Raw genomic sequence first — 22,457 nt, forward strand, 5'->3', positions numbered from 1 at the left:
TGAAAATAACCTGTTTGGAATTTTCAATTTATAATTCGATCTGGCAGGTGTTTTTACGATTTTTAAATACTAAACATTAAAGAATTAAATAATGTCTAAAGTAACAGGTAAAGTTGCCCAGATTATTGGCCCTGTAGTTGATGTTGTGTTCAACTCAGAAAATGCTGAACTGCCAAAGATCTATGACTCTTTGGAAATCACAAGAAAAGATGGTTCTATTTTGGTACTTGAGGTGCAGTCTCATATTGGAGAAGACACTGTAAGAACCGTTTCTATGGATTCTACAGACGGTCTTAGCCGTGGGGTAGAAGTAGTGGCCACCGGGGCACCTATTCAAATGCCTGTTGGTAAAGATGTTTACGGGCGCCTTTTTAACGTGGTAGGAGATGCTATAGACGGGATTGGGAATCTTCCCAAAGCCGGAAAAGATGGTCTGCCTATTCACCGTGATGCGCCAAAATTTGAAGACCTTTCGGTTTCTACCGAGGTGCTTTTTACCGGGATCAAGGTAATCGACCTTATCGAGCCTTATGCAAAAGGAGGTAAAATTGGTCTTTTTGGTGGTGCCGGGGTTGGTAAAACCGTACTTATTCAGGAATTGATTAACAATATCGCCAAAGGCCACGGTGGTCTTTCGGTTTTCGCCGGAGTTGGAGAGCGTACCCGTGAAGGAAATGACCTTCTTAGAGAGATGCTTGAATCTGGTATTATAAAATATGGTGATGACTTCATGCATTCTATGGAAGAAGGCGGATGGGATTTGCAAAAAGTAGATAAAGCTGCTATGCGCGAGTCTAAAGCTACCTTCGTATTCGGGCAGATGAATGAGCCACCAGGAGCACGTGCACGTGTAGCCCTTTCTGGTCTTACTATTGCTGAATATTTTCGTGATGGAGCCGGAGAAGGACAGGGGAAAGATGTACTTTTCTTCGTAGATAATATTTTCCGTTTTACCCAGGCCGGTTCAGAGGTGTCTGCACTTCTTGGACGTATGCCTTCAGCGGTAGGATATCAGCCAACGCTTGCTACCGAGATGGGTGCCATGCAGGAGCGTATTACTTCTACCAAAAACGGATCGATTACTTCGGTACAGGCCGTATACGTACCTGCCGATGACCTTACCGATCCCGCGCCGGCAACAACTTTTGCCCACCTGGATGCAACCACGGTACTTTCACGTAAAATTGCAGAGCTTGGTATTTATCCTGCGGTAGATCCTCTGGATTCTACTTCCAGAATTCTTACCCCTGAAATTTTAGGAAAAGAGCATTATGATTGTGCACAACGCGTAAAAGAGCTTTTACAGCGTTATAAGGAACTTCAGGATATCATCGCTATTCTTGGTATGGAAGAACTTTCTGAAGAAGATAAACTGGCCGTATCGCGTGCAAGACGTGTACAGCGTTTCCTATCTCAGCCATTCCACGTAGCCGAGCAGTTTACCGGGCTTAAAGGAGTGCTTGTAGATATTAAAGACACCATTAAAGGCTTTAATATGATTATGGACGGGGAATTAGATCACCTGCCAGAAGCTGCCTTTAACCTTAAAGGTACCATCGAGGAAGCTATTGAGGCCGGAGAGAAAATGTTGGCTGAAGAAGATTAATTAGAAGCTTAACAGCAAATAAAACAATATGCATTTAGAAATAGTAACCCCCGAAGCGGTAGTTTTTAAAGCTGAAGTTGAAGCGGTAAAGGTGCCGGGCAGCGAAGGAGAATTCCAGATGCTCAATAATCACGCACCTATAGTTTCTACCCTTACCGAAGGTGAGGTGAAGATCAACTATACCTCGCTTGATAAATACGTGCTGGAAGATCTTTCGGCCGACTTCAGAAAAGAAGGAAACAATGTTTTGTACTACCCTATAAAAGGAGGAGTTCTTGAAATGAAAGATAACAAAGCCATTATCCTGGCCGACTAATCTTTCAGCTAATAAATTTTTAAAAAGCCGATGGTTCTATGGATTATCGGCTTTTTTGTTTGTTTCCAGAATTTATTCCTTTAGATACTCCAACAAATCGCCAGGCTGGCAATCTAAAGCCTCACAAATTGCCTCTAAAGTTGAAAATCGTATAGCTCTGGCCTTGCCGGTTTTTAAAATGGATAGATTTGCTTGAGTAATTCCAATATGTTCTGCGAGCTCATTACTTTTCATACCGCGCTTCTCTAAAATACTATCAAGGTTTATCAGTATTGGCATTACTAGACTGTTAATTCGTTTTCTTCTTTTAATTTATTTGCATTTCTAAAGACCTTGGAAAGCAGAATAAAAAATAAGCCAATCCCAATTACGAACCAAAAATCAAAAAAATCGAATTCTATCCGTAGTCTGCCAGCGAATATGATGCGAAATACAAATAGAAAAAAGGCATCAGCTACTGTAATTAAAATCAGTAATTGACCTATAAGATTAAAGCCAGTAAGTTGTTTTTTGGTGAATAATGGGCCGCTTATTAGACTGTCGATTAAATTTTTGAATAAATAGATTATGAAAATCCAAACTGAACCAATTATCAACCCGAAAATTAAAATGAAAAAAAGAGCATTCGCAGATTCTATATTATATTCTGTTTTAATTAATAAAAAATTTAGAATCGATTCTGAATCGTAAAATAATGAATAGAGTAAAATAATAAATGCAAAAAGCCATATCAGGATATTTAAATAAAACGATGCTCTAACGAGAAGTTTAAGGATGTCTGAAAAAATCATTAAGTAATTTATTGTTTATCAATAACAAATATATCTATAATTATTGATAATCGATAAAAATATATTTTTAATTGAGTTAGTTTTTAACTTTATCTTTCCCTGTAGATCTATGAAATCTTAAATATTTAGGATGAGTTGTTCACTAAAATTTAATTTTTTTTCATTTAATCTATTTTAAATCTATAATGAATTCTTAAGCTGCTTTCCAGCCTTCGCAAACTTCGATAATAACTGTTATATTTGCGGGGAACGGTAATTTTTTAGATTAAATATGCTAACAGCTGTACTCCTGGGATTTTTATTTGCTTTTTTACTGGTGTTTACCGGGAAGTTCTTTAAAGGTAAAGCCTCCGTTCTTGCCAGTTTAATTCCTTTATCCTTACTGGTTTATTTTTCCAGTTTCATCCCTCAAATTTCGAAAGGTGAGGTGATCACCAGGACTTATGAATGGGTTCCGGCTTTTGGCGTAAATCTTAGTTTTAGTCTTGACGGGCTCTCCCTGCTTTTTTCCTTAATGATTACGGGAATCGGGTTTTTGGTTTTTGCCTATACTTCTTCTTATCTGAAGGGGCATCAATACCTGGACAGGTTCTATGCATACCTTAGCATGTTTATGGCCGCGATGCTGGGTCTGGTGCTTTCAGAAAATATAATTTCGATGTTCCTGTTCTGGGAATTGACCAGTATAAGTTCATTCTTTTTAATCGGATTCAATAATACGAGTAACGCCTCAAGAAAATCGGCATTAACAGCGCTTGGAATTACCGGCTTTGGCGGCTTTAGCCTCCTGGCGGGCGCCCTGCTTTTAGGAAGCATAACCGGCACCTATAGCATTACCGAAATGCTAACAATGAAAGAAGCCATCGCGGGTCACAAACTTTACCTGCTGGCTGTAATTTTTATATTTGGTGCAGCCTTTACCAAATCGGCGCAGTTTCCTTTTCATTTCTGGTTGCCCGGGGCGATGAAAGCGCCAACTCCCGTGAGTACTTACCTGCACTCTGCGACTATGGTAAAGGCGGGCGTTTATTTATTGATGAGATTTACCCCGGTACTTGGAGATACCGGCTTTTGGAATACTACACTTATTGTCGTTGGAGGAATTACGATGTTGTATTCGGCGGTGCATACGCTGTTTAGAACCGACCTTAAGGGGATTCTAGCCTATTCAACCATTTCTGCGCTGGGAATTCTCGTGTTCTTAATAGGTTTGGGGACCCAGGCCGCTTTTTTAGCTGCTGCTGTGTTTATTGTGGTGCACGCGCTTTATAAAGCCACACTCTTCCTGGTTACCGGAATTATAGATCACCAAACCCACACCCGGGATGTTACCGTCCTGGCCGGACTTAGAAAAATTATGATGCCGGTGGCCATTGCCGGAATTCTGGCAGCTATTTCAAGTGCAGGGATTCCGCCCAGTATAGGTTTTCTTGGAAAAGAGCTCACCTATGAGGCTTCCACTCATTCTACCACGATGGTGATCCTTATCGTCGCGGCCATTGTGATTACTAAAATTCTGCTGCTTTATGCCGGTTTTGTAGCGGGAATTAAACCCTTTACAGGAAAACTTCCGCAGAAATTTGAAGACGTTAAAATGCCTGGCCCCTTATTATGGGTGCCTCCATTATTACTAGCCGTTTTAGGAATTCTCTTCGGTATTTTCCCGGCCCTTATAGAGTCTTCAATTATCAAGCCCGTGGTTTCTGCCCTGGGCGCCGATGCTTCCGATATTCACCTGGCTCTTTGGCACGGATTCAATACGGTTTTGGTGTTGAGCCTCATCACCATTGGAGTAGGAATTTTGTTATACTTCCTTTTAAAACCTTCAGCAAAACTCGAGGCAGGTATTGGAAAATTAGAACCCATTTCTCCAAAATCTATCCTGGAGAAACTCAGTCATTATTTCGCAGTGCTTTCAAAATTCTGGACCAATGTTTTTCAGAATGGTTATCTAAGAAATTATGTTACTACCATTATAATATTTCTGGTAGCCCTGGTTGGCTACATATTTTGGGGAAGCCCGAGATTGGTCATAGATCACACCAAATTATCGCAGGTTACAGCTTATGAGCTGGTAGCTTTGATTTTAATGGTAGTAGGAATATTGTACACCGTATTTACAAAATCGAGATTGGCCGCCGTGGCTGCGATGGGGGTTGTAGGTTTGGCCATTTGCCTGGTTTTTGTATTCTACAGCGCTCCCGATCTTGCAATGACCCAATTCTCAATTGATACCTTAACCGTTATCCTGTTTGTACTGGTGCTTTACAGATTGCCAAAGTATCTCACCCTGTCTGATTATAAAATGCGAATAAGAGACGGGATAGTTTCTCTAACCTTCGGAACGGTAATTTGTTTGCTGGCGCTTCAGGTGCTGGCAGAACCGGCCAATAATGAGGTGGGAGATTATTATGCGAAAAACGCCTATATCGAAGCCCACGGAAAGAACGTGGTGAATGTGATCCTGGTAGACTTTAGAGGAACAGATACTTTAGTAGAAATTTCGGTATTGGCTATTGCCGCAATTGGCGTATTCGGACTTTTAAAATTGAGATTAAAAAGTTCAGATCGCAATGTCTAAAATGATAATAAATCAATGAAAACATTAATACTTAAAACAGCCTCTGATTATCTTTTACCGGTATTGCTGGTTTTCTCGGTGTTTATTTTGCTGAGAGGTCACTATTTGCCCGGTGGAGGCTTTGTGGGCGGCCTTATCGCTGCCATCGCTTTTGTGTTGCACGCATTTGCCAATGGTCTTGATAAGTCTAAAGAACTTTTGCGTATTCACCCCGGGTTTTTAATGCCGGTAGGTCTTGCCCTGGCATTTTTAAGCGGAATTGCGCCGGTGCTAATGCTCGATCAGCCTTTTATGACGGGCCTTTGGTACCCCGAATCGGTGCCGGTTATTGGCAGCATAGGTTCGGCTTTGTTTTTTGATATTGGCGTTTACCTGGTGGTAGTGGGAGTTACCCTAACCATAATTTTTTCAATTTCTGAATCGGCTTAAAATGGAAATACTTTTAGCCATAGTTATTGGTATACTTTACGCCGCGGGAATCTATATGATGCTGCGCCGAAGTTTGGTGAAGCTCATCATAGGGATCATCCTGCTGGGGAATGGAGCCAATTTGCTTATTTTTTTACTGGGCAGAATTACCAAAGGCGCGCCTCCCATTATTCCTGAAGAAACCAAAATCTTTATGGAAGCCTATGCCGACCCCGTGCCTCAGGCCCTTATTTTAACTGCAATTGTAATTAGTTTCGGGTTGCAATCTTTTGCCATTATCCTCGTAAAACGAGCTCATAAAGTGGTGAAGACCGACGACCTGGACGAAATGAACGCAACCGACGAAGATTCATGACACAACAATTAATATTTTATCCCCTACTGCTGCAGCTGCTTTTAAGTATTCTCCTTATGTTTTTATGGAGAAGAACCGAAGCACAAAAAATTGTGAGTATTGTTGGTAGTGCTATTAATATAGCGCTTTGTGCCTATGTGTTTAGCTATGTTTGGAGGTTTGGCACCCAAACCCTCCAGGCAGGTAACTGGGAAGCTCCCTTCGGAATCACTTTTGTTGCCGATACACTTTCGGTTACTTTAGTGCTGTTGACCTCGTTGGCAGGATTCGCAGTCTCAATGTTCTCTGCAGGCTCGGTGATTCCCGACAGGCTTAAATTTGGTTATTTTCCCATACTTCACTTCCTCATTCTTGGATTAAACGGAGCTTTTCTAACCGGCGATATTTTTAACCTGTATGTGTGGTTTGAGATCATCATCATAAGCTCTTTTGTGCTCATTACCCTGGGAGGAGAAAAAGCCCAGTTAGAGGGTGCTGTAAAATATTTTACGCTGAATTTCCTCGCCTCAATGATTTTTCTTACCGCCATTGCAGTGCTTTATGGTCTAACCGGAAGCCTTAATATGGCCGATCTGGCCGGGAAGGTAGCAGCCGTAGAGAACAGGGCATTGGTTCAAATAACCGCCATTCTATTCTTAATCGGCTTCGGAATAAAAGCCGCGGTATTTCCGCTTTATTTCTGGTTGCCGGCCTCTTATCACACGCCACCTTCAGCGGTTTCGGCCATTTTTGGTGGTTTGCTTACCAAGGTTGGAGTATATGCGCTGTTAAGAGTTTTTAGTCTTATTTTTGTTGGCGATGCCTTCCCTACCCATATCTTCCTGGTGATGGCGATTTTCACCCTGTTTAGCGGGGGTGTGGGTGCCCTGGTTCAGAATAATATCAGAAAAGTATTTTCATACCTCATTATTTGCCATATTGGATATATGATTCTGGGTCTTGGTTTGTTTACCGAAGTAGCTCTTGCAGGTACCATTTTTTATCTAATTCACGATATCACGGTTAAAACCAACCTGTTTATGGTGAGCGGTTTGATTTACCGTATTAAAGGTTCGAATAGTATGCGAATGCTCGGTGGTTTATACGGCAAATACCCGAAATTGAGTCTGCTTATCTTTATACCCTTGTTTTCATTAGTGGGAATACCTCCGCTATCTGGATTCTGGCCTAAAATTTCACTGATTTCAGCCAGTTTTGCTGAAAATTCTTACTGGTCTCTGGCGGCGATAATCTTTGCAAGTTTTCTTACTTTAGTGATAATAGCCAAACTCTGGGCCGAGGTCTTTTGGAAAACCCCAATGGAAATTCCTGAAAAGCCTTCTTTTGGTTATTTCGATAAATTGAAAAAGATAGAAAAAACCCAGTTTGTGGTACCTATCATATTTTTAAGCATAGTTTCGCTTTATATAGGTTTTGGAGCTGAGCATATACAACAGCTCTCTGCCCGGGTGGCTTCCGAATTAATTGATAACAGCCAGTATATCGAAGCCGTTTTATCTCAAACCCAAAACGCCGAATAATGAAGAATAGGTTTGTATCTAACATCTTGCTCACTTTTGTTTGGGTGGCTTTAACCGGAGATTTTGGTTTTAGCAACTATATTTTTGGGTTTTTACTGAGTTTCTTTATGTTGTGGGTAATCACCAAAGGTGACAGCCGGGGTGGTTATTTTACCCTGGTGCCTAAGGTGATCTCATTTGTATTCTTTTTCCTGTATGAGTTAATCAAAGCCAACCTGCAGGTTGCTTACGAGGTGAGTACCCCCAGAATGGGAATGAAGCCGGGAATTGTAAAGGTACCCCTCGATGTAAAAACAAACATAGGAATCACCCTTTTGGCTAACTTAATTTCGCTTACCCCGGGAACGCTTAGTTTAGATGTCTCTAACGATAAAAAGGTGCTCTATGTACACGCGATGTATGTGACCGATAAGGAGAAATTCATTGAAAGCATAAAGAATGGCTTTGAAAAACGAATAATGGAAATTTTGAAATGAGCTTAATCGAATATCTTAATTATATTATTTTGCCGGTGCTGGCTTTTTCGGTCCTGCTTATTTTTTACCGCTTTTTTCGTGGTCCCAGCATAGCCGACCGCATCATAGCCCTCGACCTTCTTATCACTACAGGAATTGGGGTGATAGCCGTATATTCTATAGTGCACGGGCGCTCAACCTTTCTGGATACAGCAATGATCCTGGCGTTAATCGCCTTTTTAAGTACCGTGGCATTTTCCTATTATATCGAAAAAAGAAACCGAAAGAAATGAGTTCAGTATTAATAGCCATATTTTCAACTTTTGGAGCCATTTTCATTTTACTGGCCGCTATAGGTATGATTCGAATGCCCGACACTTATTTGCGCATTTCGGTGACCACCAAGGCTGCTACCCTGGGAGTTGGCCTTATGCTGGTTTCGGCTGCTATATTTTTTAATGATCTATCTACCACGAGTCGCGCTCTGGTAATTATCCTTTTTGTTTTATTGACGGCCCCGGTAAGTGCACATCTAATTGGCCGGGCATCTTATTTTATGGGGGTTAAACTCTGGAAAAAATCGGTGATGGATGATTTGGAAGGAAAATATCAAAAGAAAACCCACGTGCTAAAGAGCGAAACCGATAATACGCCCGGCGATAATGTTAGGCATTCTAAAGATTAAGCCGTAGCTCCATTTTAAACGCAGTCTTTATGAAGGCTTTTCCTGAAAAATTAATTTCGAGCCTCGACCAGCGCAAATCTTCAAATGCCTTTAGAAGCCTGTCTGAATCAAATTCAGGAGTAGATTTTTTCTCTAATGATTACCTGGGATTTGGCTCTTCGGAAAGTATTTTTGCTGAAATCCCAAAGATTTTAAAGAATTTCGATCTCCAAAAAAACGGCGCCACCGGCTCGCGACTGCTTTCAGGAAATCATAGATTGTTCGAATATACTGAAGTTTTCCTGGCCAATTTCCATAAAACTGAAGCCGCTTTAATCTTTAATTCGGGTTACGATGCTAACCTGGGCTTATTCGCTTCGGTCCCCCAGCGAGGGGATGTTATTCTTTACGATGAACTCGCACATGCTTCCATTCGGGATGCTGTAAAATTGAGCAATGCCAAATCTTTCAAATTTCAGCATAACGATTTTGGGCACCTGGAAAGCTTGCTTAAAAAATATTCTGCATCCGGCACCGAAATCTACATCGCCGTAGAATCTGTTTATTCGATGGATGGCGACCGGGCTCCTTTAAAAGAAATAGCGAAGCTGGCCGAAAAATTTAAAGCCTGGCTTATCGTAGACGAGGCTCACGCCACCGGGATTTTTGGCAAAAAAGGGCAGGGCCTGGTAGAAAAGCTGGGAATTCAAAAGAATGTTTTTGCAAGAATAAACACCTTTGGGAAGGCCATTGGCGCTCACGGAGCGGTGGTTCTTGGCAATGAAAACCTGCGGAATTATCTTATAAATTTCGCCAGAAGTTTTATCTACACCACGGCATTGCCACCACATTCTGTAGCAACAATTTTGGCGGTTTACAAGAAACTTGAGCAGCCGCAACCCGAAATTGAATCGCTTAAAAGCAATGTTGAATTTTTCAGAAAAGAAATAGCAAAAAATAAGCTGGAAAGCAGCTTTATCGATAGCACTTCGCCAATTCAGAGCTGTTTGGTTCCCGGAAATGAAAATGCGAAAAACATAAGCAACAGGCTTCAGGAGAAAGGTTTTCAACTTAAGGCCATTTTGGCTCCCACCGTACAGGCCGGGAAAGAACGAATTCGCTTTTGCATACATTCCTATAATTCTGAAGCCGAAATACAAGAAGTGCTTCAGCTTTTGGCTAAATTGCTTAAATGAAAGAACAGTTCGTAACCATCGCCCGATTTCAATATTCTTCCGAAGCGCAAATCGTGAAAGGAAAACTGCAAACTGAAGACATTCCGGTTTTTCTCAAAGATCAGGTGCTTATCGATACCGATCCTTTAATAAGTCGGGCTATAGGAGGCATAAAACTCGATGTAAGGGCCGAAGACGCAGCCCGTGCACGTGAAATTCTCGAAGAGATTGAAGCCTATTCCGTAGACGATTCAGGACAGCCGCTAAATTGCCCCGACTGCGGCAGCAACGCGGTGGTTTTACAAACCAGTATAAGAGATATAAGATCGTTTTTGGCTTTTCTGTTTTCATTTCTAACATTTGCCTTGCCTATACATACCAGTTATACTTATCATTGCGAGAACTGTAAGGCGAATTTTAAAAAACGCCCCCCGGGCAGGTTAAAAAAGCAATTATAGAAAGTGGAATTTTAAGTTGAAGGCAAAACCTGCAATAGTAAACTTGCAATTATCGAAGAAATAATGAAACATACATATTTTATAAGCGGCATAGGAACCGAAGTGGGTAAAACCATAGTTTCGGCCATAATAACCGAGGCCCTGGAAGCCGATTACTGGAAACCGGTACAGGCCGGTGACCTGGACAATTCAGATACCGAAAAGGTAAGGAAATTGATCTCGAATGAAACTTCGGGTTTTCATAAAAACGCCTATGCCCTCAATACCCCAATGAGCCCGCACGCCGCGGCAGAGATTGATGACGTAAAAATTCAGCTTTCTAAAATAGAGGCTCCCAGGACCAAAAATCATCTGGTGATAGAAGGCGCCGGCGGACTTTTAGTTCCGCTAAACGACAAAGATTGTATTATAGACCTCATAAAACCCGATTACCGGGTGATTTTGGTTTCCCGGCATTATTTGGGGAGTATCAATCATACTTTGCTAAGCATCGAAGCTCTAAAATCCCGCGGCCTGGATTGCTTCGGAATAATTTTTAGCGGGGAAGAAAATAAAACCACTGAAGCAATTATCAAAAAAATGGCCGGCGTACCCATTCTTGGCCGAATTGAACAGGAACCTTATTTCGATAAAAATGTGGTCCTGGAATACGCAGAAAAATTCAGGGAGAAATTAAGTTAAAAAGTAAAATTCAATCAAACCTCACAGGTCCCGATAGCTATACGGGATCAAAACCTTTGAGGTTTTAACTGGAATTCTATGTCAAATTCTAAAATAAATTCAGGATCAAATCACCTCCCTTCGGGGGAGGGAACAGAGCGGAGGAGCCTAAAACAACGCGACAAAAAACACCTTTGGCACCCATTAACCCAGCATAAAACCTCTCCCGAAACCCTGCCGATTGTGAAGGCCAAAGGCTGCATTCTCACCGATGAAAATGGGAAAGAATATATAGACGGGATCGCTTCCTGGTATACTGCGATGTATGGTCATTGTAATGAGTACATTACAAAAAAGGTTAGCGCACAAATGCAACAACTCGACCAGGTGGTCTTTAGCGGATTCACCCACGAGCCTGCCATAGAACTTTCAGAAAAACTGATTGCGATTTTGCCCGAAAATCAGCAAAAGATATTTTTTAATGATAACGGCTCTACCGCCACCGAAATAGGCATAAAAATGGCCTTGCAATACCATCACAACAAAGGCAACAAACGCAATGTGATGCTGGCTTTTGAAGAAGGCTTTCACGGCGATACTTTCGGGGCGATGTCGGTTTCGGGATTATCGGTTTATAACGGAGCCTTTGAGGAACATTTTATTAGGGTTTTGCGTTTGCCGGTACCCACAGGAGAGAATAACGAAGCAGTTCTGGAAAGCCTGAAAAACCTGATTTCTGAGAACGAAATCGCCGGCTTTATCTATGAACCCCTGGTGCAGGGTGCCGCTGCAATGAAAATGCACGATCCTGCTGGTCTGGATGCGATTCTGAAAATCTGTAAGGAAAATGAGATTATCTGCGTGGCCGATGAAGTGATGACCGGCTTCGGAAAAACCGGAAAAAATTTCGCTTCAGATTATTTGGAAACAAAACCCGATGTGATTTGTCTTTCCAAGGCGCTTACAGCAGGCCTGCTTCCTATGGGAATTAACAGTTGCTCCCAGCAAATTTATGAAGCTTTTTATTCAGATGAGATTTCCAAAGGCCTGTTTCACGGGCACACCTATTCTGCGAATCCGCCGGCCTGTGCTGCAGCTATTGCCGGGATAGAATTGCTAACTTCAGAAGAAATTCAGCAAGATATTCAAAGAATTATCGCCTCCCATCAGGCATTTGATTCGCGAATTGCTGCGCATCCCAAAGTAAAAAACCGAAGGCAAATGGGGGTGATTTATGCTTTCGATCTCGCTGTAGAAATGGAGCGCTATGGCGATCTTAGAAACCGACTTTTCGATCATTTTATGGCGCAAGGCGTGTTTCTAAGACCTTTGGGCAGTACTATTTATATTCTTCCGCCCTATGTGATTTCTGAAGCAGAACTCGAAAAGATCTATAAAAGCATAGAGTTGGCCCTTGAAAAATTTTAATTTTCAAAAATTTTTAAAAGTCTGAAAACCAATTGCATTATTGCTTACATTAGAAGGTTAAATTTCTAAAGCGATGATGCATCCAGATACCGAAGTGCGGTTTATAAATGAGGTAAAGGGCTATGGCGTGGTGGCCACCCAGCTTATTCCCGAGGGAACCATCACCTGGATTCAGGATGATTTGGACCAGGTTTATACCACGGGAGATATTGAAAAAATGCATCCCAAAAGCCGGGAGATGATGGATAAGTATGCATTTAGAAATCGCTATGGAAAATATGTGCTTTGCTGGGACCTTGCCAAATATGTGAATCATAGTTTTAATTCCAATTGCCTTTCTACGGCTTATGGTTTTGAAATCGCCGTGCGCGACATACAGCCCGGGGAAGAACTTACCGATGACTACGGCTACCTAAACCTCACCGAGCCCTTCGAGGCCGATAGTGAAGGGACCAGTCGCAATGCGGTGTATCCCGATGATCTTTTGAATTACCATAAAAACTGGGATGAAAAGCTTCAAAAATCAATCCTGAAGTTCGGGCAGGTGTACCAGCCCCTGGTCGAATTGATCCCCGAAGAAATTCAGCGGGATTTGGAGAAGGTCATAAGCCGGGAGAAAACCCTGGATTCGATTTTAAACCTTTATTGCCCTTAATTAGATCGCTTAAAATTTGAGAAAGCAGCCCAACGGGCTTATTTTTGCTGAAAATTTTGCTTTTGAAAAGACCTGTCTTTATCAATTCGATCGCCTGCATTTCACCAGTGGGAAATTCTGCGGAAGAAACCTGGGAGAATTACCAAAATTATGAGCATTTTATACGAAAATCGGCTTTTGGTGAAGCTGAAGCTTTTGCGGCATTTCTTCCGGAGAAACTGAAGCGGGAAATCGAAACTTTAAAAACCGAAAATTCAAATTTTAGAAAGCTTGATGATTCTGTTTTGTATGCGATGTATGCTTCCAGAAAGGCTTTAGAAAATTCGGGTTGGGCAGGCGATAAAAACATTGGGATCAATATTGGGAGTTCCCGGGGCGCCACCGGGCTTTTCGAAAAATTTCACGAAGAGTTTCTAAAAACCGGAAAAACTGCTACAGGAGCATCTCCGGGTACTACCCTGGGGAATATTTCTTCCTGGGTAGCGCAGGATTTGCAGGTAGAAGGGCCCGAGTTTTCACATTCGGTGACCTGTTCTACCGGGTTGCATTCGGTTTTAAACGCAATTGCCTGGCTAGAGGCCGGCTTTGCTGAAAAATTCCTGGCCGGCGGCAGCGAGGCAGCACTAACCCCATTTACCATCGCCCAGATGAAAGCGATGAAGATCTATGCCACCCAGGAGGCCGATTATCCCTGTAGGGCGCTGGATTTGCAAAAGAGAAAAAATTCGATGATTTTAGGAGAAGCCGCAGGCATTACAGCCCTGGAAAATGAACAATCAGCTCGAAGCCTGGCTAGAATCACAGGCATAGGCTATGCTACCGAGAAATTAAAACACAGCGTTAGTATATCGGAAAATGGAGAATCGCTTCAAAAAGCGATGAAAATGGCTCTAAATGGGCAGCTGGAGGTCGATGCCGTGGTAATGCACGCCCCGGGTACCCTAAAAGGCGATCTTTCCGAAGTAAACGCGCTTAAGTCTTTGTTCGGAGAGGAGCTTCCGGCCCTTACTACCAATAAATGGAAAGTGGGCCATAGTTTTGCCGCTTCAGGAATATTGAATTTGGAACTTGCCATTTTAATGCTGCAGCATCAACAATTCATAAATGTACCTTTTTCAGAATTTAAAAAGAAACCCGAAAAACTTGAAAAAATTCTCGTGAATGCCGTTGGTTTCGGGGGAAATGCGGTTTCCCTCCTGGTAGAAAGACTTTGATCTTATAAGCTTTCAGAAGAAAACTTTAGGCGGGAACGCAGCGATAAACATCAGTTTTTATATTTTTGGAATTCAAATCAAGATAATGCTTAGACATAACTGGACCAAAGAAGAAATTCTCGAGATTTACAATAAGCCTTTAATGGAGCTGCTTTACGAGGCGGCTACAGTTCACAGGCAACATCACGACCCTAATACGGTGCAGGTTTCTACCCTGCTTTCTATAAAAACCGGGGGTTGCCCCGAAGATTGCGGATATTGCCCACAGGCAGCCCGCTACCATACCGATATTGAAGGAAACGATCTTATGAGCGTAAACCAGGTAAAAGCTCAGGCCTTACGCGCAAAGGCTTCAGGAAGTTCGCGTGTTTGTATGGGAGCGGCCTGGAGAAATGTGAAAGATGGCGAGGAATTCGATAACGTTTTGGAAATGGTGCGTACCATCAACAAACTCGATATGGAAGTTTGTTGTACGCTGGGGATGCTTACCGAGAACCAGGCTCAGCGACTGGCCGAGGCCGGTTTGTATGCCTACAACCATAATCTTGATTCTTCTGAAGAATACTATAAAGAGGTAATCTCTACCCGCGGGTACCAGGACAGGCTGGATACCATAGATAATGTACGTAAAACCAATGTTACGGTTTGTAGTGGTGGCATTATAGGAATGGGAGAAACTATAGATGACCGCGCCGGGATGCTGGTAGCGCTTTCAACATTGAATCCGCAGCCCGAATCGGTGCCAATCAACGCCCTGGTGCCTGTAGAAGGTACCCCGCTCGAAGAACAACAACCGGTATCTATCTGGGAAATGCTGCGAATGGTAGCCACCACCAGAATCGTAATGCCTGAAACCCAGGTGCGACTTTCGGCCGGTAGAACCCAAATGAGCCGCGAAGGCCAGGCGATGTGTTTCTTTGCCGGAGCCAACTCGATCTTTGCAGGAGATAAGCTTCTCACTACGCCAAATCCCGATGTGAACGAAGATATGCAGATGTTTAAGGAGCTGGGTCTAAACCCTCAAAAAGCTTTTGAGAAAAAAGCCCAACCCGAATCTAAATCGGCAGAGGAATCTCAATTTCAAAATCTGGGTGAAAAACCCAAATGGAGCCGTCCCGGGCACAAGATCGATCGAAATCTTGAAGCCCAGAAAAAGGCGAAGTCGGGTGTATAATTTAAAAAGATGAAGCTCGATCTGCAGGAAATACCGCGGGTAAAAGGCCTTTCAAAAGAAAAATTTTTGGAAGAGTATTTTATTCCGAAGAAACCTGTGGTATGGGAAGATCTAAGCGCCGATTGGCCGGCGGTAGAGCGCTGGAGTTTTGATTATTTCAGAGAAAAGGCCGGGGATATCGTGGTGCCGGTTTATGATGGGAAACCAGCCAAAGGGCATCAAAAATCGCACGGGCCTGCGATGCAGTTGCCTATGCGGGAGTATATCGACATCCTGGAAAAAGGCCCTACCGATTTGCGGATGTTTTTCTTCAATTTGCTTCAGAATTGCCCTGAGCTTATTGAAGATTTCAGATATCCTGATCTTGGTGTAAAGTTTTTCAAAAAATTACCGGTGCTTTTTGTAGGAGGTGAAGGCAGCAGCGTGGTGATGCACTACGATATGGATCTTGCCAATAACTTTCATTTCAATTTTGTGGGAAGAAAGAGGGTGATTCTTTATCCGCCACAGGAGACCAAATATCTCTACCACGTGCCGCATTCTATAGTGAGTATGGAGATCATCGATATGGATGAGCCCGATTTCGAAAAATATCCGGCCCTGGCCAAAGCCAAAGGTTATGAGTGTATTTTGAATCACGGAGATTCACTGTATATTCCCAGTGGATGGTGGCATTATATTAAATATGAAACCGCCAGCCTCTCCCTGACCTTAAGGTCGCTGCCCAAAGAGCCGGGCAAGATCTTTCAGGTGTTGAAAAGTTTGATTTTTACCCGCAATTACGATAATTTAATGCGGAAGTGGAAAGGGCAGCAGTGGATAGATTATAAGAATAGAAAAGCAGTTGAAATCACGCATAAAAATGCGGGAATAGAATGATGAGGAACGATGAAGCAAATACAGCAACTAAATCTGGCTGAAATCCCAAGATTAAAACATATTTCCAAAAGGGATTTTCTTGAGAATTATGTGAAACCGCAAAAGCCGGTGGTCATCGAAAGATTAGTGGGAGATTGGCCTGCTATTAAAAAATGGGATCTGGATTATATTCAGGAAATTGCAGGCGAGAAGACTGTGCCGCTCTATGATGACAGGCCCATCTCGGCCGAATTCAAGTTTAATCAGGCGCATACCGAGATGAAAATGGCCGAATATATCGAACTTTTAAAGTCGGGCCCCACCAACTATCGCATATTTTTATATCATCTTTTAAAGGAGGTTCCACAGCTTCAGCAGGATTTCTGGTTTCCCAGCCTGGGGCTTCGGTTTATAAAAAAGTTACCCACCTTATTTTTTGGAGGTGAGAACTCCAAAGTCTTTATGCATTACGATATCGACTTTGCGAATATTCTGCATTTCCATTTCCACGGAAAGAAAAGATGTATACTTTATCCGCCTTCAGAAACAAAATTCCTTTATAAAGTGCCTTACGCCCTAATTTCCAGGGAGGATATAGATTTTTCTAATCCCGATCTTGAGAAGTTTCCTGCCCTAAAAAAAGCCAAAGGTTATGTGACAGAATTGAATCACGGGGAATGCCTTTATATGCCTGAGGGTTACTGGCACCAAATGACTTATCTCACTCCCGGATTTTCTATGAGTTTAAGAGCCTTTCCAAGATCGGTGACCAATGTTTCCAAAGCGGTTTATAATCTTTTAATAATGCGGAATTACGATAACTATATGCGCCGCAGAAAAGGACAGAAATGGATAGATTATAAAAATGAAGAGGCTATAAAGCGCACGGAAGGCTTAAAGCATTAGACCTCACAGGTTTCGGAAACCTGTGAGGTCTCAAAAAAAAATTAGGTTGGAATTAAATTGTTGGTCACTTCAAACACCAGGCTGGATTCGAAGCCTTTTCTAAGCAGGAAATCGGCTAATTTTTTTCGTTTTTTAAAAGGATCGGTTTCTTTGAGGAGATTCAATTTTTTTTGCGCCAGTATTTCTAAAGTCTCATAGTAGGCCTGTTCATCTATCTCGGTTAAGGCGAGTTTAATAATTGGAGCAGAAATTTCCCGAATTTTGAGTTCCTGGGTGATCTTGATTCTGCCCCATTTTTTGATGCGGAATTTCCCCCTTACAAAGCCTCTGGCAAAACGTTCTTCATTGAGAAAATCCTCCTGCATTAGCTTTATAATAATTTGCTCCTGCGCTGCGGGGATCATTCGCATTTCCCTTAGTTTTTCTTCAACTTCCCTGTGAGAACGGTCGCGATAGGCGCAGAACTGCATTAGTTTAATAGTAGCTTCTTTTACTGAATAGGATTTTTGTTCAGGCCTTGATTTCATCGGGTCAAAGATAATGCCTGCAAATTATTCCTCATAGCTGGCTTCAACAATAAGTTTATTTCCCCGGGTTTTGAAAACCTGCTTGTCTTTAGACTCTTGTGTGGCAGAAGTTTCTAATATTTTGAGATTTGGCAGCTTGCTTTTAGATAAATCCAGGCTTAATTCCCAGGAGCCATCCAGTTGGGTGATTTCCCAGCGCAGTAAGCCATCTCTTTTGGTATAGTGAAGATTTATTTCATTTTTGGCCACCAGAACATTTTCCAGCGAAGCCTCATCCCAGGCAGAAGGCATTAAAGGGGAAATCCTGATTTTCTTTTCTGAAGCCATAGGTTCCACCCCAAAAAACTGCCTGATGATGGGTACAGCAAAACTATAAATATTCCAGGCCTGGGCCATCATCCCGTAGTCGGGGCTTACTTCATACATGCTGCCGGGAAGGGCATAGCTAAAGCTGCGGGTCATACGTTGCAGGTATTCAAGGGCTTTATCGGGGTTTCCGTAATTATTCTCGGCCACTGCCTGCACCCCGGTGGGCAGGGTCATCACTGCGCCGGTATAGGAAAATGCCTTACTGCCTTTAAAGGAACCTTCATCCTGGCCTGCCAGCGAATCGCGGTCTATGCCGGTAACAAAAACGCCGAAGGGATTAACGAATTTTTCAGCCGTGGCCAGAGCTTTTTTAGCCTGCAGGCTATCGGCGATATTAACCTCCATAGGCGTATTTACCACCCAGTTATGATGCAAAACAAATGGTTTATCGCCTGTAGTTGGATTCTCCTGAATAAATTTCTTCGTTTGCTTCAGTTCCTTTACCGCCCAGGGTTTGTTTAGGGTGTCGGCACGAACGATAGCATCGTCGATCAATCTCAACGCCTGCTTATCATTTCCTATAAAATCTGCAAAAGAATTGTGATCTTCAGACCAGAATTCGGTTCTAATTCTTTTCTTAAGCACTTGAGCAATGCTGTCGTAGTATTTTGACGCTTGAGGTTTTTCCAGGACCTCGGCCATTTTTGAAGCATCGGCAAAGGCTTTCTGGGTGTAAGCAGCCACATCTATCATCTCACTGTCTAAGCCGTGAATTTCCATCATCCCGAAGCCATCGGGAAAGAGGTTTTTATTCGCATCATTTTCAGCCAGCAACCATTCCAGGCCTTTTTCGATGGTATTGAAATATTTATTTAAAAAATCCAGATCTCCATTCCATTTGAAGATTTCCCAAATTAAACTGGTGAACTGGGGCGTTTCATTGATGTTCCCTTTGTTGAAAACATAACCGTTTGTGGACATTTCGTGAATAATGCGGCCATTGCCATTAACTGCGTTAGAAACGCTGTCTAAAAGCTTAATTGTGTTGTAAACCGGCTCCACCTGGCCTATTGCCATATAACCCTGAAGAGCATATTCGCTATCCACACCAAACCACCAGGGATAATCGGGTAGGCCGGCACCAATCCCGCTACCAATTTCAGGCACTGTGCGTACCAACCAGTCGCTGTTGTATTTTAACCATTCAAAGGTTTGTTGCAGTCTTTCGTCTGGAATGGTTAAACGGGATCGGGACTCAAGATTTCGGTATCTCTCCTGTTTTTCGCGAATTAGTTTAGGGTAAGTGGATTTTAAACGATTTAAGGTGTTTTCTGCTTCTTCCTGCGAAATATAGGAGCCTGAAATATAAAAATTCAGGATTTGTTTGGAGCCTGCAGCTACATCCAGACTATAACTTAATTCGCCACTTACCGAATTATTTTCCTGGGAAGTAGTATTTGCTTTGGGCGCCATATTTCCCGAAAAAGTGGTAAACCAGGGGTTTTTTCGGTCTTTGGAAATAAAGGCATTTTGTTTTTCTGAATACCAGATCGAATCTTTGGCATTGACCATATTGGTTTTTTCGCCCAGCCAGGTTTGGCGCAGGTCTACTTTTCCGTTAAAATTAAAATCGGCCTGAATACTCTTTTCACCGGTATTTTTCAGATTAAATTGCACAATTAGGCCCTGGGTGTCATCGGGAACGAATTGCCATCTTTCGACCTCAATACCTGCTTCGGGAAATTCAAACAGGTGCCTGTTTGCGGTTGGGTAATTGGTAAATTTTGAGGCCTTATTTAGTTGAAGTTTTTTTTTCTTCCAGGTGAATGTAGGCTTCGAAACCATCCATAAGTTTAATGGGATTATTCCAGATGCCGCCCATCTCGCCGGGGATGTGCCAACCCAGGTCGGGGAAAGACCCGTCCTGATGCCCTACCATATATACACGGTTTCCGGCCGTGACATAGGGGAAGAAAGATATTCGGTTTTTCCATCAATAGCAGGAGCATCGGCATATAATTGTGAGAAATCCTGCTGTGCAGTGAGATTCAAAGAGAGGAAGGAAATTAAATAAGGGAGGTATTTCATAGTGCAAACTTTCAGCAGTAGTGGGAAAGTTAAAAACATTTTCAGGAAGATAGAAGAAAGAGGAGGAAGTAAGAAACTGTCTAAAAACAAAAAACGCCTTCCGAAGCATCGAAAGGCGTTTTGATTTATGGGTTGATCACATTTCCGTCTTTATCGTGAAAGTGATATTCCAGATACGTGTAAGCATCTCTTGGTAAAATTTTAACCCATCGCTTATAGTCGAAAAACCATTGCGAACGGGGTGATGGAAAGCCTTTGGTTAAAAAGGCTGCGATAAATGGGTGCGCACTTAAGGTGATCTTTTTCTGATCTTTTTTCATCAGTTTTTCCAGATCGGTTTTAATCCTGTTGACTATTAAAATCGGTGCCTCAATTTCACCGTTTCCGTTCGGGTTTTCTTCACGGGTTTTAATATTCATTTCGGGACGTACGCGTTGTCGTGTAATCTGTATCAATCCGAATTTACTCGGGGGCAAAATCTTATGTTTTGCACGATCGTCACTCATCTCATTTTTAAGGTGGTCGAAAAGGGCTTTTCGGTTTTCGGCTTTATTCATATCGATAAAGTCTACCACGATAATACCTCCCATATCCCTTAGCCTAAGCTGCCGGGCAATTTCGGTGGCACTTATCAGGTTCACCTCGAGTGCGGTATCTTCCTGGTTTTTTGATTTGTTAGACCGGTTGCCGCTGTTCACGTCTATTACGTGCATGGCTTCGGTGTGTTCTATTACCAGGTAGGCGCCCTTGCTCATAGAAACTGTGCGCCCAAAGGTGGTCTTTATTTGTCTTTCGATACCGTATTTTTCAAAGATTGGAACATTCGACTGATACAATTTTACAATTGATTCTTTGCTAGGGGCAATTTCGCCCACATAGTCTTTAATTTGGGTATAAAGGGTTTCGTCATCTACTACTATCGAGGTGAAGGTATCGTTGAAGATATCACGCAACAGGGAAGATGCCCTGTTAAGTTCTCCCAACACCTTGGAGGGATGCGGTGCTTTATACAGCTTTTTGCTCATCGCTGTCCAGCGGCCTACCAGGTTTTGGAGGTCTCTGTCCAGCTCTGCTACTTTCTTGCCTTCGGCTACGGTTCTCACAATAACCCCGAATCCTTTGGGTTTAATGCTTTTTACCAATCTTTTTAGGCGATCTTTTTCTTCTTTGCTTTCAATTTTTTGTGAAACCGAAACGCGGTTAGAGAAAGGTACCAGTACGATATATCGGCCGGGTATAGACAGCTCTGAGCTTATCCTGGGGCCTTTGGTAGAAATAGGTTCTTTTACAACCTGAACCAGTAGCGACTGATTTGACTTGAGAACATCGGCGATTTGCCCGTTCTTGTCAATATCTTTTTCAAAAGTAAAATTCTTAAGAGAATAATCTTTTAGTTTACCTGTGCTTACACGTTTTATGAACTTAAGCAGGGAAGAAACTTGAGGTCCCAGGTCGTGGTAGTGTAAAAAACCATCTTTCTCATAACCCACATTTACAAATGCGGCATTGAGGCCTGGTACAGCTTTTCTAATTTTGGCTAAAAATATATCGCCAACATTAAATTTGTTGCTGTCTTCTTCCTTGTTGAGCTCAATAAGTTTTCCATCTTTTAGTAAGGCAAAATCTACAGCAGAGGATCCGGACCTAATAATTAATTCTTTGTCCACTCTTCCAGATTTTTGTCCCGATTGCTATCGGGATGGATTAAACATTATTTACTCACAGGGTTTTTAATCCTGAAGAAATCCTAAATTCCTGCCCTGGGGCTAAAATTTAGGATTTCATTTTCAATGAACTTTTTTAAATAAAAAAAGTAGTATGAAAACTACTTCTTTTTCTTGTGTCGGTTAGCTCTTGCTCGTTTTTTACGCTTGTGTGTTGCTACCTTATGTCTTTTTCTTTTTTTACCACTTGGCATAGTGTAAGATTTAAATTAATAAATATTTTCTTTTAGCCGGGCAATCGCCCATAGGCTATTACTTTACTTCAACGTTCGATTTTACGCCTTCTACAAATATTTTTGCAGGTTTGAAAGCCGGGATGTTGTGAGCAGGAATTTTGATAGTTGTATTCTTTGAGATGTTTCTACCGGTCTTCTCAGCTCTTGTCTTTACAACAAAACTTCCAAATCCTCTAAGGTATACATTATCTCCACTTTCAAGGGAAGTTTTTACCTCCTCCATAAAGGTTTCAATGGTAGCCTGTACATCTCCTTTTTCCATTCCTAATTTCTCTGAAATGTTTGCTACGATATCTGCTTTCGTCATTTTCGTGCGGTTTAATATTAT

26 protein-coding genes are annotated in these 22,457 nt (G+C 42.2%); 18 read left to right on the plus strand and 8 right to left on the minus strand.

What is annotated here, in order from left to right:
- Positions 1-91: 91 nt before the first annotated feature.
- Both atpD and ACW6QP_RS02320 read left to right on the plus strand, forming a co-directional pair.
- On the plus strand, positions 92-1,606 hold the full coding sequence (atpD, locus tag ACW6QP_RS02315; protein ID WP_457909217.1) for a F0F1 ATP synthase subunit beta: 1,515 nt from the start codon (positions 92-94) through the stop codon (positions 1,604-1,606).
- A gap of 28 nt (positions 1,607-1,634) precedes the next feature.
- Positions 1,635-1,922, plus strand: coding sequence for a F0F1 ATP synthase subunit epsilon (locus ACW6QP_RS02320; RefSeq protein ID WP_457909218.1), 288 nt, complete (start codon positions 1,635-1,637; stop codon positions 1,920-1,922).
- A gap of 72 nt (positions 1,923-1,994) precedes the next feature.
- Here the strand turns inward: ACW6QP_RS02320 and ACW6QP_RS02325 are convergent, their stop codons facing one another.
- Positions 1,995-2,201: a helix-turn-helix domain-containing protein gene (locus ACW6QP_RS02325; protein ID WP_457909219.1), complete on the minus strand. Its 207-nt coding sequence runs from the start codon at positions 2,199-2,201 to the stop codon at positions 1,995-1,997.
- A gap of 2 nt (positions 2,202-2,203) precedes the next feature.
- Complete coding sequence (locus ACW6QP_RS02330; protein ID WP_457909220.1) at positions 2,204-2,713, minus strand: DUF2975 domain-containing protein; 510 nt, start codon at positions 2,711-2,713, stop codon at positions 2,204-2,206.
- A gap of 271 nt (positions 2,714-2,984) precedes the next feature.
- Between ACW6QP_RS02330 and ACW6QP_RS02335 the strand changes: the two genes are divergently transcribed.
- From ACW6QP_RS02335 to ACW6QP_RS02410, 16 genes are all read left to right on the plus strand, one after another.
- Complete coding sequence (locus ACW6QP_RS02335; protein WP_457909221.1) at positions 2,985-5,294, plus strand: putative monovalent cation/H+ antiporter subunit A; 2,310 nt, start codon at positions 2,985-2,987, stop codon at positions 5,292-5,294.
- 15 nt (positions 5,295-5,309) lie between these two features.
- A complete protein-coding gene (locus ACW6QP_RS02340; RefSeq protein ID WP_457909222.1) occupies positions 5,310-5,723 on the plus strand; it encodes a Na+/H+ antiporter subunit B in 414 nt (137 codons plus the stop codon).
- Between the two features lies 1 nt (position 5,724).
- Entirely contained in the window at positions 5,725-6,078 is a 354-nt protein-coding gene (locus tag ACW6QP_RS02345; RefSeq protein WP_457909223.1) for a Na+/H+ antiporter subunit C, read from the plus strand.
- Positions 6,075-7,598, plus strand: a complete 1,524-nt coding sequence (locus ACW6QP_RS02350; protein WP_457909224.1) for a proton-conducting transporter transmembrane domain-containing protein — start codon at positions 6,075-6,077, stop codon at positions 7,596-7,598. Before ACW6QP_RS02345 ends, ACW6QP_RS02350 begins: the two co-directional genes overlap by 4 nt.
- Positions 7,598-8,074 (plus strand): Na+/H+ antiporter subunit E, encoded by a 477-nt coding sequence (locus ACW6QP_RS02355; protein WP_457909225.1) that lies wholly within the window; start codon positions 7,598-7,600, stop codon positions 8,072-8,074. The genes ACW6QP_RS02350 and ACW6QP_RS02355 overlap by 1 nt, the downstream gene beginning before the upstream one ends.
- Entirely contained in the window at positions 8,071-8,346 is a 276-nt protein-coding gene (locus tag ACW6QP_RS02360) for a cation:proton antiporter (protein ID WP_457909226.1), read from the plus strand. Before ACW6QP_RS02355 ends, ACW6QP_RS02360 begins: the two co-directional genes overlap by 4 nt.
- Positions 8,343-8,738, plus strand: coding sequence for a monovalent cation/H(+) antiporter subunit G (mnhG, locus tag ACW6QP_RS02365; protein ID WP_457909227.1), 396 nt, complete (start codon positions 8,343-8,345; stop codon positions 8,736-8,738). The genes ACW6QP_RS02360 and mnhG overlap by 4 nt, the downstream gene beginning before the upstream one ends.
- A 29-nt stretch (positions 8,739-8,767) precedes the next feature.
- Complete coding sequence (locus ACW6QP_RS02370; RefSeq protein WP_457909228.1) at positions 8,768-9,913, plus strand: aminotransferase class I/II-fold pyridoxal phosphate-dependent enzyme; 1,146 nt, start codon at positions 8,768-8,770, stop codon at positions 9,911-9,913.
- Positions 9,910-10,350: a putative signal transducing protein gene (locus tag ACW6QP_RS02375; RefSeq protein ID WP_457909229.1), complete on the plus strand. Its 441-nt coding sequence runs from the start codon at positions 9,910-9,912 to the stop codon at positions 10,348-10,350. The genes ACW6QP_RS02370 and ACW6QP_RS02375 overlap by 4 nt, the downstream gene beginning before the upstream one ends.
- A 63-nt stretch (positions 10,351-10,413) precedes the next feature.
- Positions 10,414-11,031 carry a dethiobiotin synthase gene (gene bioD, locus ACW6QP_RS02380; RefSeq protein ID WP_457909230.1) on the plus strand — a complete coding sequence of 206 codons (618 nt, stop codon included), beginning with the start codon at positions 10,414-10,416 and terminating at the stop codon, positions 11,029-11,031.
- A 78-nt stretch (positions 11,032-11,109) separates the two neighbouring features.
- Complete coding sequence (bioA, locus tag ACW6QP_RS02385) at positions 11,110-12,438, plus strand: adenosylmethionine--8-amino-7-oxononanoate transaminase (RefSeq protein ID WP_457909231.1); 1,329 nt, start codon at positions 11,110-11,112, stop codon at positions 12,436-12,438.
- Between the two features lie 73 nt (positions 12,439-12,511).
- Positions 12,512-13,093, plus strand: a complete 582-nt coding sequence (locus tag ACW6QP_RS02390) for an SET domain-containing protein (RefSeq protein WP_457909232.1) — start codon at positions 12,512-12,514, stop codon at positions 13,091-13,093.
- A 62-nt stretch (positions 13,094-13,155) separates the two neighbouring features.
- Positions 13,156-14,307 (plus strand): beta-ketoacyl synthase N-terminal-like domain-containing protein, encoded by a 1,152-nt coding sequence (locus tag ACW6QP_RS02395; RefSeq protein ID WP_457909233.1) that lies wholly within the window; start codon positions 13,156-13,158, stop codon positions 14,305-14,307.
- A gap of 85 nt (positions 14,308-14,392) precedes the next feature.
- Complete coding sequence (gene bioB, locus ACW6QP_RS02400) at positions 14,393-15,481, plus strand: biotin synthase BioB (RefSeq protein WP_457909234.1); 1,089 nt, start codon at positions 14,393-14,395, stop codon at positions 15,479-15,481.
- A gap of 9 nt (positions 15,482-15,490) precedes the next feature.
- Entirely contained in the window at positions 15,491-16,360 is an 870-nt protein-coding gene (locus ACW6QP_RS02405; protein WP_457909235.1) for a cupin-like domain-containing protein, read from the plus strand.
- Between the two features lie 9 nt (positions 16,361-16,369).
- On the plus strand, positions 16,370-17,245 hold the full coding sequence (locus ACW6QP_RS02410; RefSeq protein WP_457909236.1) for a cupin-like domain-containing protein: 876 nt from the start codon (positions 16,370-16,372) through the stop codon (positions 17,243-17,245).
- Between the two features lie 41 nt (positions 17,246-17,286).
- On the opposite strand, the gene ACW6QP_RS02415 is transcribed toward ACW6QP_RS02410, so the two are convergent.
- The 6 genes from ACW6QP_RS02415 to ACW6QP_RS02440 all read right to left on the minus strand — a co-directional run bounded on the left by ACW6QP_RS02415 (position 17,287) and on the right by ACW6QP_RS02440 (position 22,436).
- Positions 17,287-17,772, minus strand: a complete 486-nt coding sequence (locus tag ACW6QP_RS02415) for a regulatory protein RecX (protein ID WP_457909237.1) — start codon at positions 17,770-17,772, stop codon at positions 17,287-17,289.
- A gap of 24 nt (positions 17,773-17,796) precedes the next feature.
- The gene (locus ACW6QP_RS02420) at positions 17,797-19,926 is read right to left on the minus strand and encodes an alpha-L-rhamnosidase-related protein (protein WP_457909238.1); all 2,130 of its coding nucleotides are present in this window, start codon (positions 19,924-19,926) and stop codon (positions 17,797-17,799) included.
- Positions 19,874-20,020, minus strand: a complete 147-nt coding sequence (locus ACW6QP_RS02425; RefSeq protein ID WP_457909239.1) for a hypothetical protein — start codon at positions 20,018-20,020, stop codon at positions 19,874-19,876. The genes ACW6QP_RS02420 and ACW6QP_RS02425 overlap by 53 nt, the downstream gene beginning before the upstream one ends.
- Complete coding sequence (locus ACW6QP_RS02430; RefSeq protein ID WP_457909240.1) at positions 20,014-20,169, minus strand: hypothetical protein; 156 nt, start codon at positions 20,167-20,169, stop codon at positions 20,014-20,016. Before ACW6QP_RS02430 ends, ACW6QP_RS02425 begins: the two co-directional genes overlap by 7 nt.
- Before the next feature lie 125 nt (positions 20,170-20,294).
- Positions 20,295-21,836, minus strand: coding sequence for an Rne/Rng family ribonuclease (locus ACW6QP_RS02435; protein ID WP_457909241.1), 1,542 nt, complete (start codon positions 21,834-21,836; stop codon positions 20,295-20,297).
- A gap of 309 nt (positions 21,837-22,145) precedes the next feature.
- Positions 22,146-22,436, minus strand: a complete 291-nt coding sequence (locus ACW6QP_RS02440; protein WP_072878455.1) for an HU family DNA-binding protein — start codon at positions 22,434-22,436, stop codon at positions 22,146-22,148.
- Positions 22,437-22,457: the final 21 nt, after the last annotated feature.

The organism is Salegentibacter haimaensis (assembly GCF_054121495.1).

Excerpts from the sequence above, each read along its gene's own strand:
- atpD (WP_457909217.1), top strand. The coding sequence starts at position 92 with ATGTCTAAAGTAACAGGTAAAGTTGCCCAGATTATTGGCCCTGTAGTT.
- ACW6QP_RS02320 (WP_457909218.1), top strand. The coding sequence starts at position 1,635 with ATGCATTTAGAAATAGTAACCCCCGAAGCGGTAGTTTTTAAAGCTGAA.
- ACW6QP_RS02410 (WP_457909236.1), top strand. The coding sequence starts at position 16,370 with ATGAAGCAAATACAGCAACTAAATCTGGCTGAAATCCCAAGATTAAAA.
- ACW6QP_RS02425 (WP_457909239.1), bottom strand. The coding sequence starts at position 20,020 with ATGGTAGGGCATCAGGACGGGTCTTTCCCCGACCTGGGTTGGCACATC.
- mnhG (WP_457909227.1), top strand. The coding sequence starts at position 8,343 with ATGAGTTCAGTATTAATAGCCATATTTTCAACTTTTGGAGCCATTTTC.
- ACW6QP_RS02325 (WP_457909219.1), bottom strand. The coding sequence starts at position 2,201 with ATGCCAATACTGATAAACCTTGATAGTATTTTAGAGAAGCGCGGTATG.
- ACW6QP_RS02360 (WP_457909226.1), top strand. The coding sequence starts at position 8,071 with ATGAGCTTAATCGAATATCTTAATTATATTATTTTGCCGGTGCTGGCT.
- ACW6QP_RS02350 (WP_457909224.1), top strand. The coding sequence starts at position 6,075 with ATGACACAACAATTAATATTTTATCCCCTACTGCTGCAGCTGCTTTTA.
- bioD (WP_457909230.1), top strand. The coding sequence starts at position 10,414 with ATGAAACATACATATTTTATAAGCGGCATAGGAACCGAAGTGGGTAAA.
- ACW6QP_RS02375 (WP_457909229.1), top strand. The coding sequence starts at position 9,910 with ATGAAAGAACAGTTCGTAACCATCGCCCGATTTCAATATTCTTCCGAA.
- ACW6QP_RS02440 (WP_072878455.1), bottom strand. The coding sequence starts at position 22,436 with ATGACGAAAGCAGATATCGTAGCAAACATTTCAGAGAAATTAGGAATG.
- ACW6QP_RS02370 (WP_457909228.1), top strand. The coding sequence starts at position 8,768 with ATGAAGGCTTTTCCTGAAAAATTAATTTCGAGCCTCGACCAGCGCAAA.
- ACW6QP_RS02390 (WP_457909232.1), top strand. The coding sequence starts at position 12,512 with ATGATGCATCCAGATACCGAAGTGCGGTTTATAAATGAGGTAAAGGGC.
- ACW6QP_RS02330 (WP_457909220.1), bottom strand. The coding sequence starts at position 2,713 with ATGATTTTTTCAGACATCCTTAAACTTCTCGTTAGAGCATCGTTTTAT.
- ACW6QP_RS02430 (WP_457909240.1), bottom strand. The coding sequence starts at position 20,169 with ATGAAATACCTCCCTTATTTAATTTCCTTCCTCTCTTTGAATCTCACT.
- ACW6QP_RS02340 (WP_457909222.1), top strand. The coding sequence starts at position 5,310 with ATGAAAACATTAATACTTAAAACAGCCTCTGATTATCTTTTACCGGTA.
- ACW6QP_RS02420 (WP_457909238.1), bottom strand. The coding sequence starts at position 19,926 with ATGGTTTCGAAGCCTACATTCACCTGGAAGAAAAAAAAACTTCAACTA.
- ACW6QP_RS02355 (WP_457909225.1), top strand. The coding sequence starts at position 7,598 with ATGAAGAATAGGTTTGTATCTAACATCTTGCTCACTTTTGTTTGGGTG.
- ACW6QP_RS02345 (WP_457909223.1), top strand. The coding sequence starts at position 5,725 with ATGGAAATACTTTTAGCCATAGTTATTGGTATACTTTACGCCGCGGGA.
- ACW6QP_RS02335 (WP_457909221.1), top strand. The coding sequence starts at position 2,985 with ATGCTAACAGCTGTACTCCTGGGATTTTTATTTGCTTTTTTACTGGTG.
- bioA (WP_457909231.1), top strand. The coding sequence starts at position 11,110 with ATGTCAAATTCTAAAATAAATTCAGGATCAAATCACCTCCCTTCGGGG.
- ACW6QP_RS02405 (WP_457909235.1), top strand. The coding sequence starts at position 15,491 with ATGAAGCTCGATCTGCAGGAAATACCGCGGGTAAAAGGCCTTTCAAAA.
- ACW6QP_RS02415 (WP_457909237.1), bottom strand. The coding sequence starts at position 17,772 with ATGAAATCAAGGCCTGAACAAAAATCCTATTCAGTAAAAGAAGCTACT.
- bioB (WP_457909234.1), top strand. The coding sequence starts at position 14,393 with ATGCTTAGACATAACTGGACCAAAGAAGAAATTCTCGAGATTTACAAT.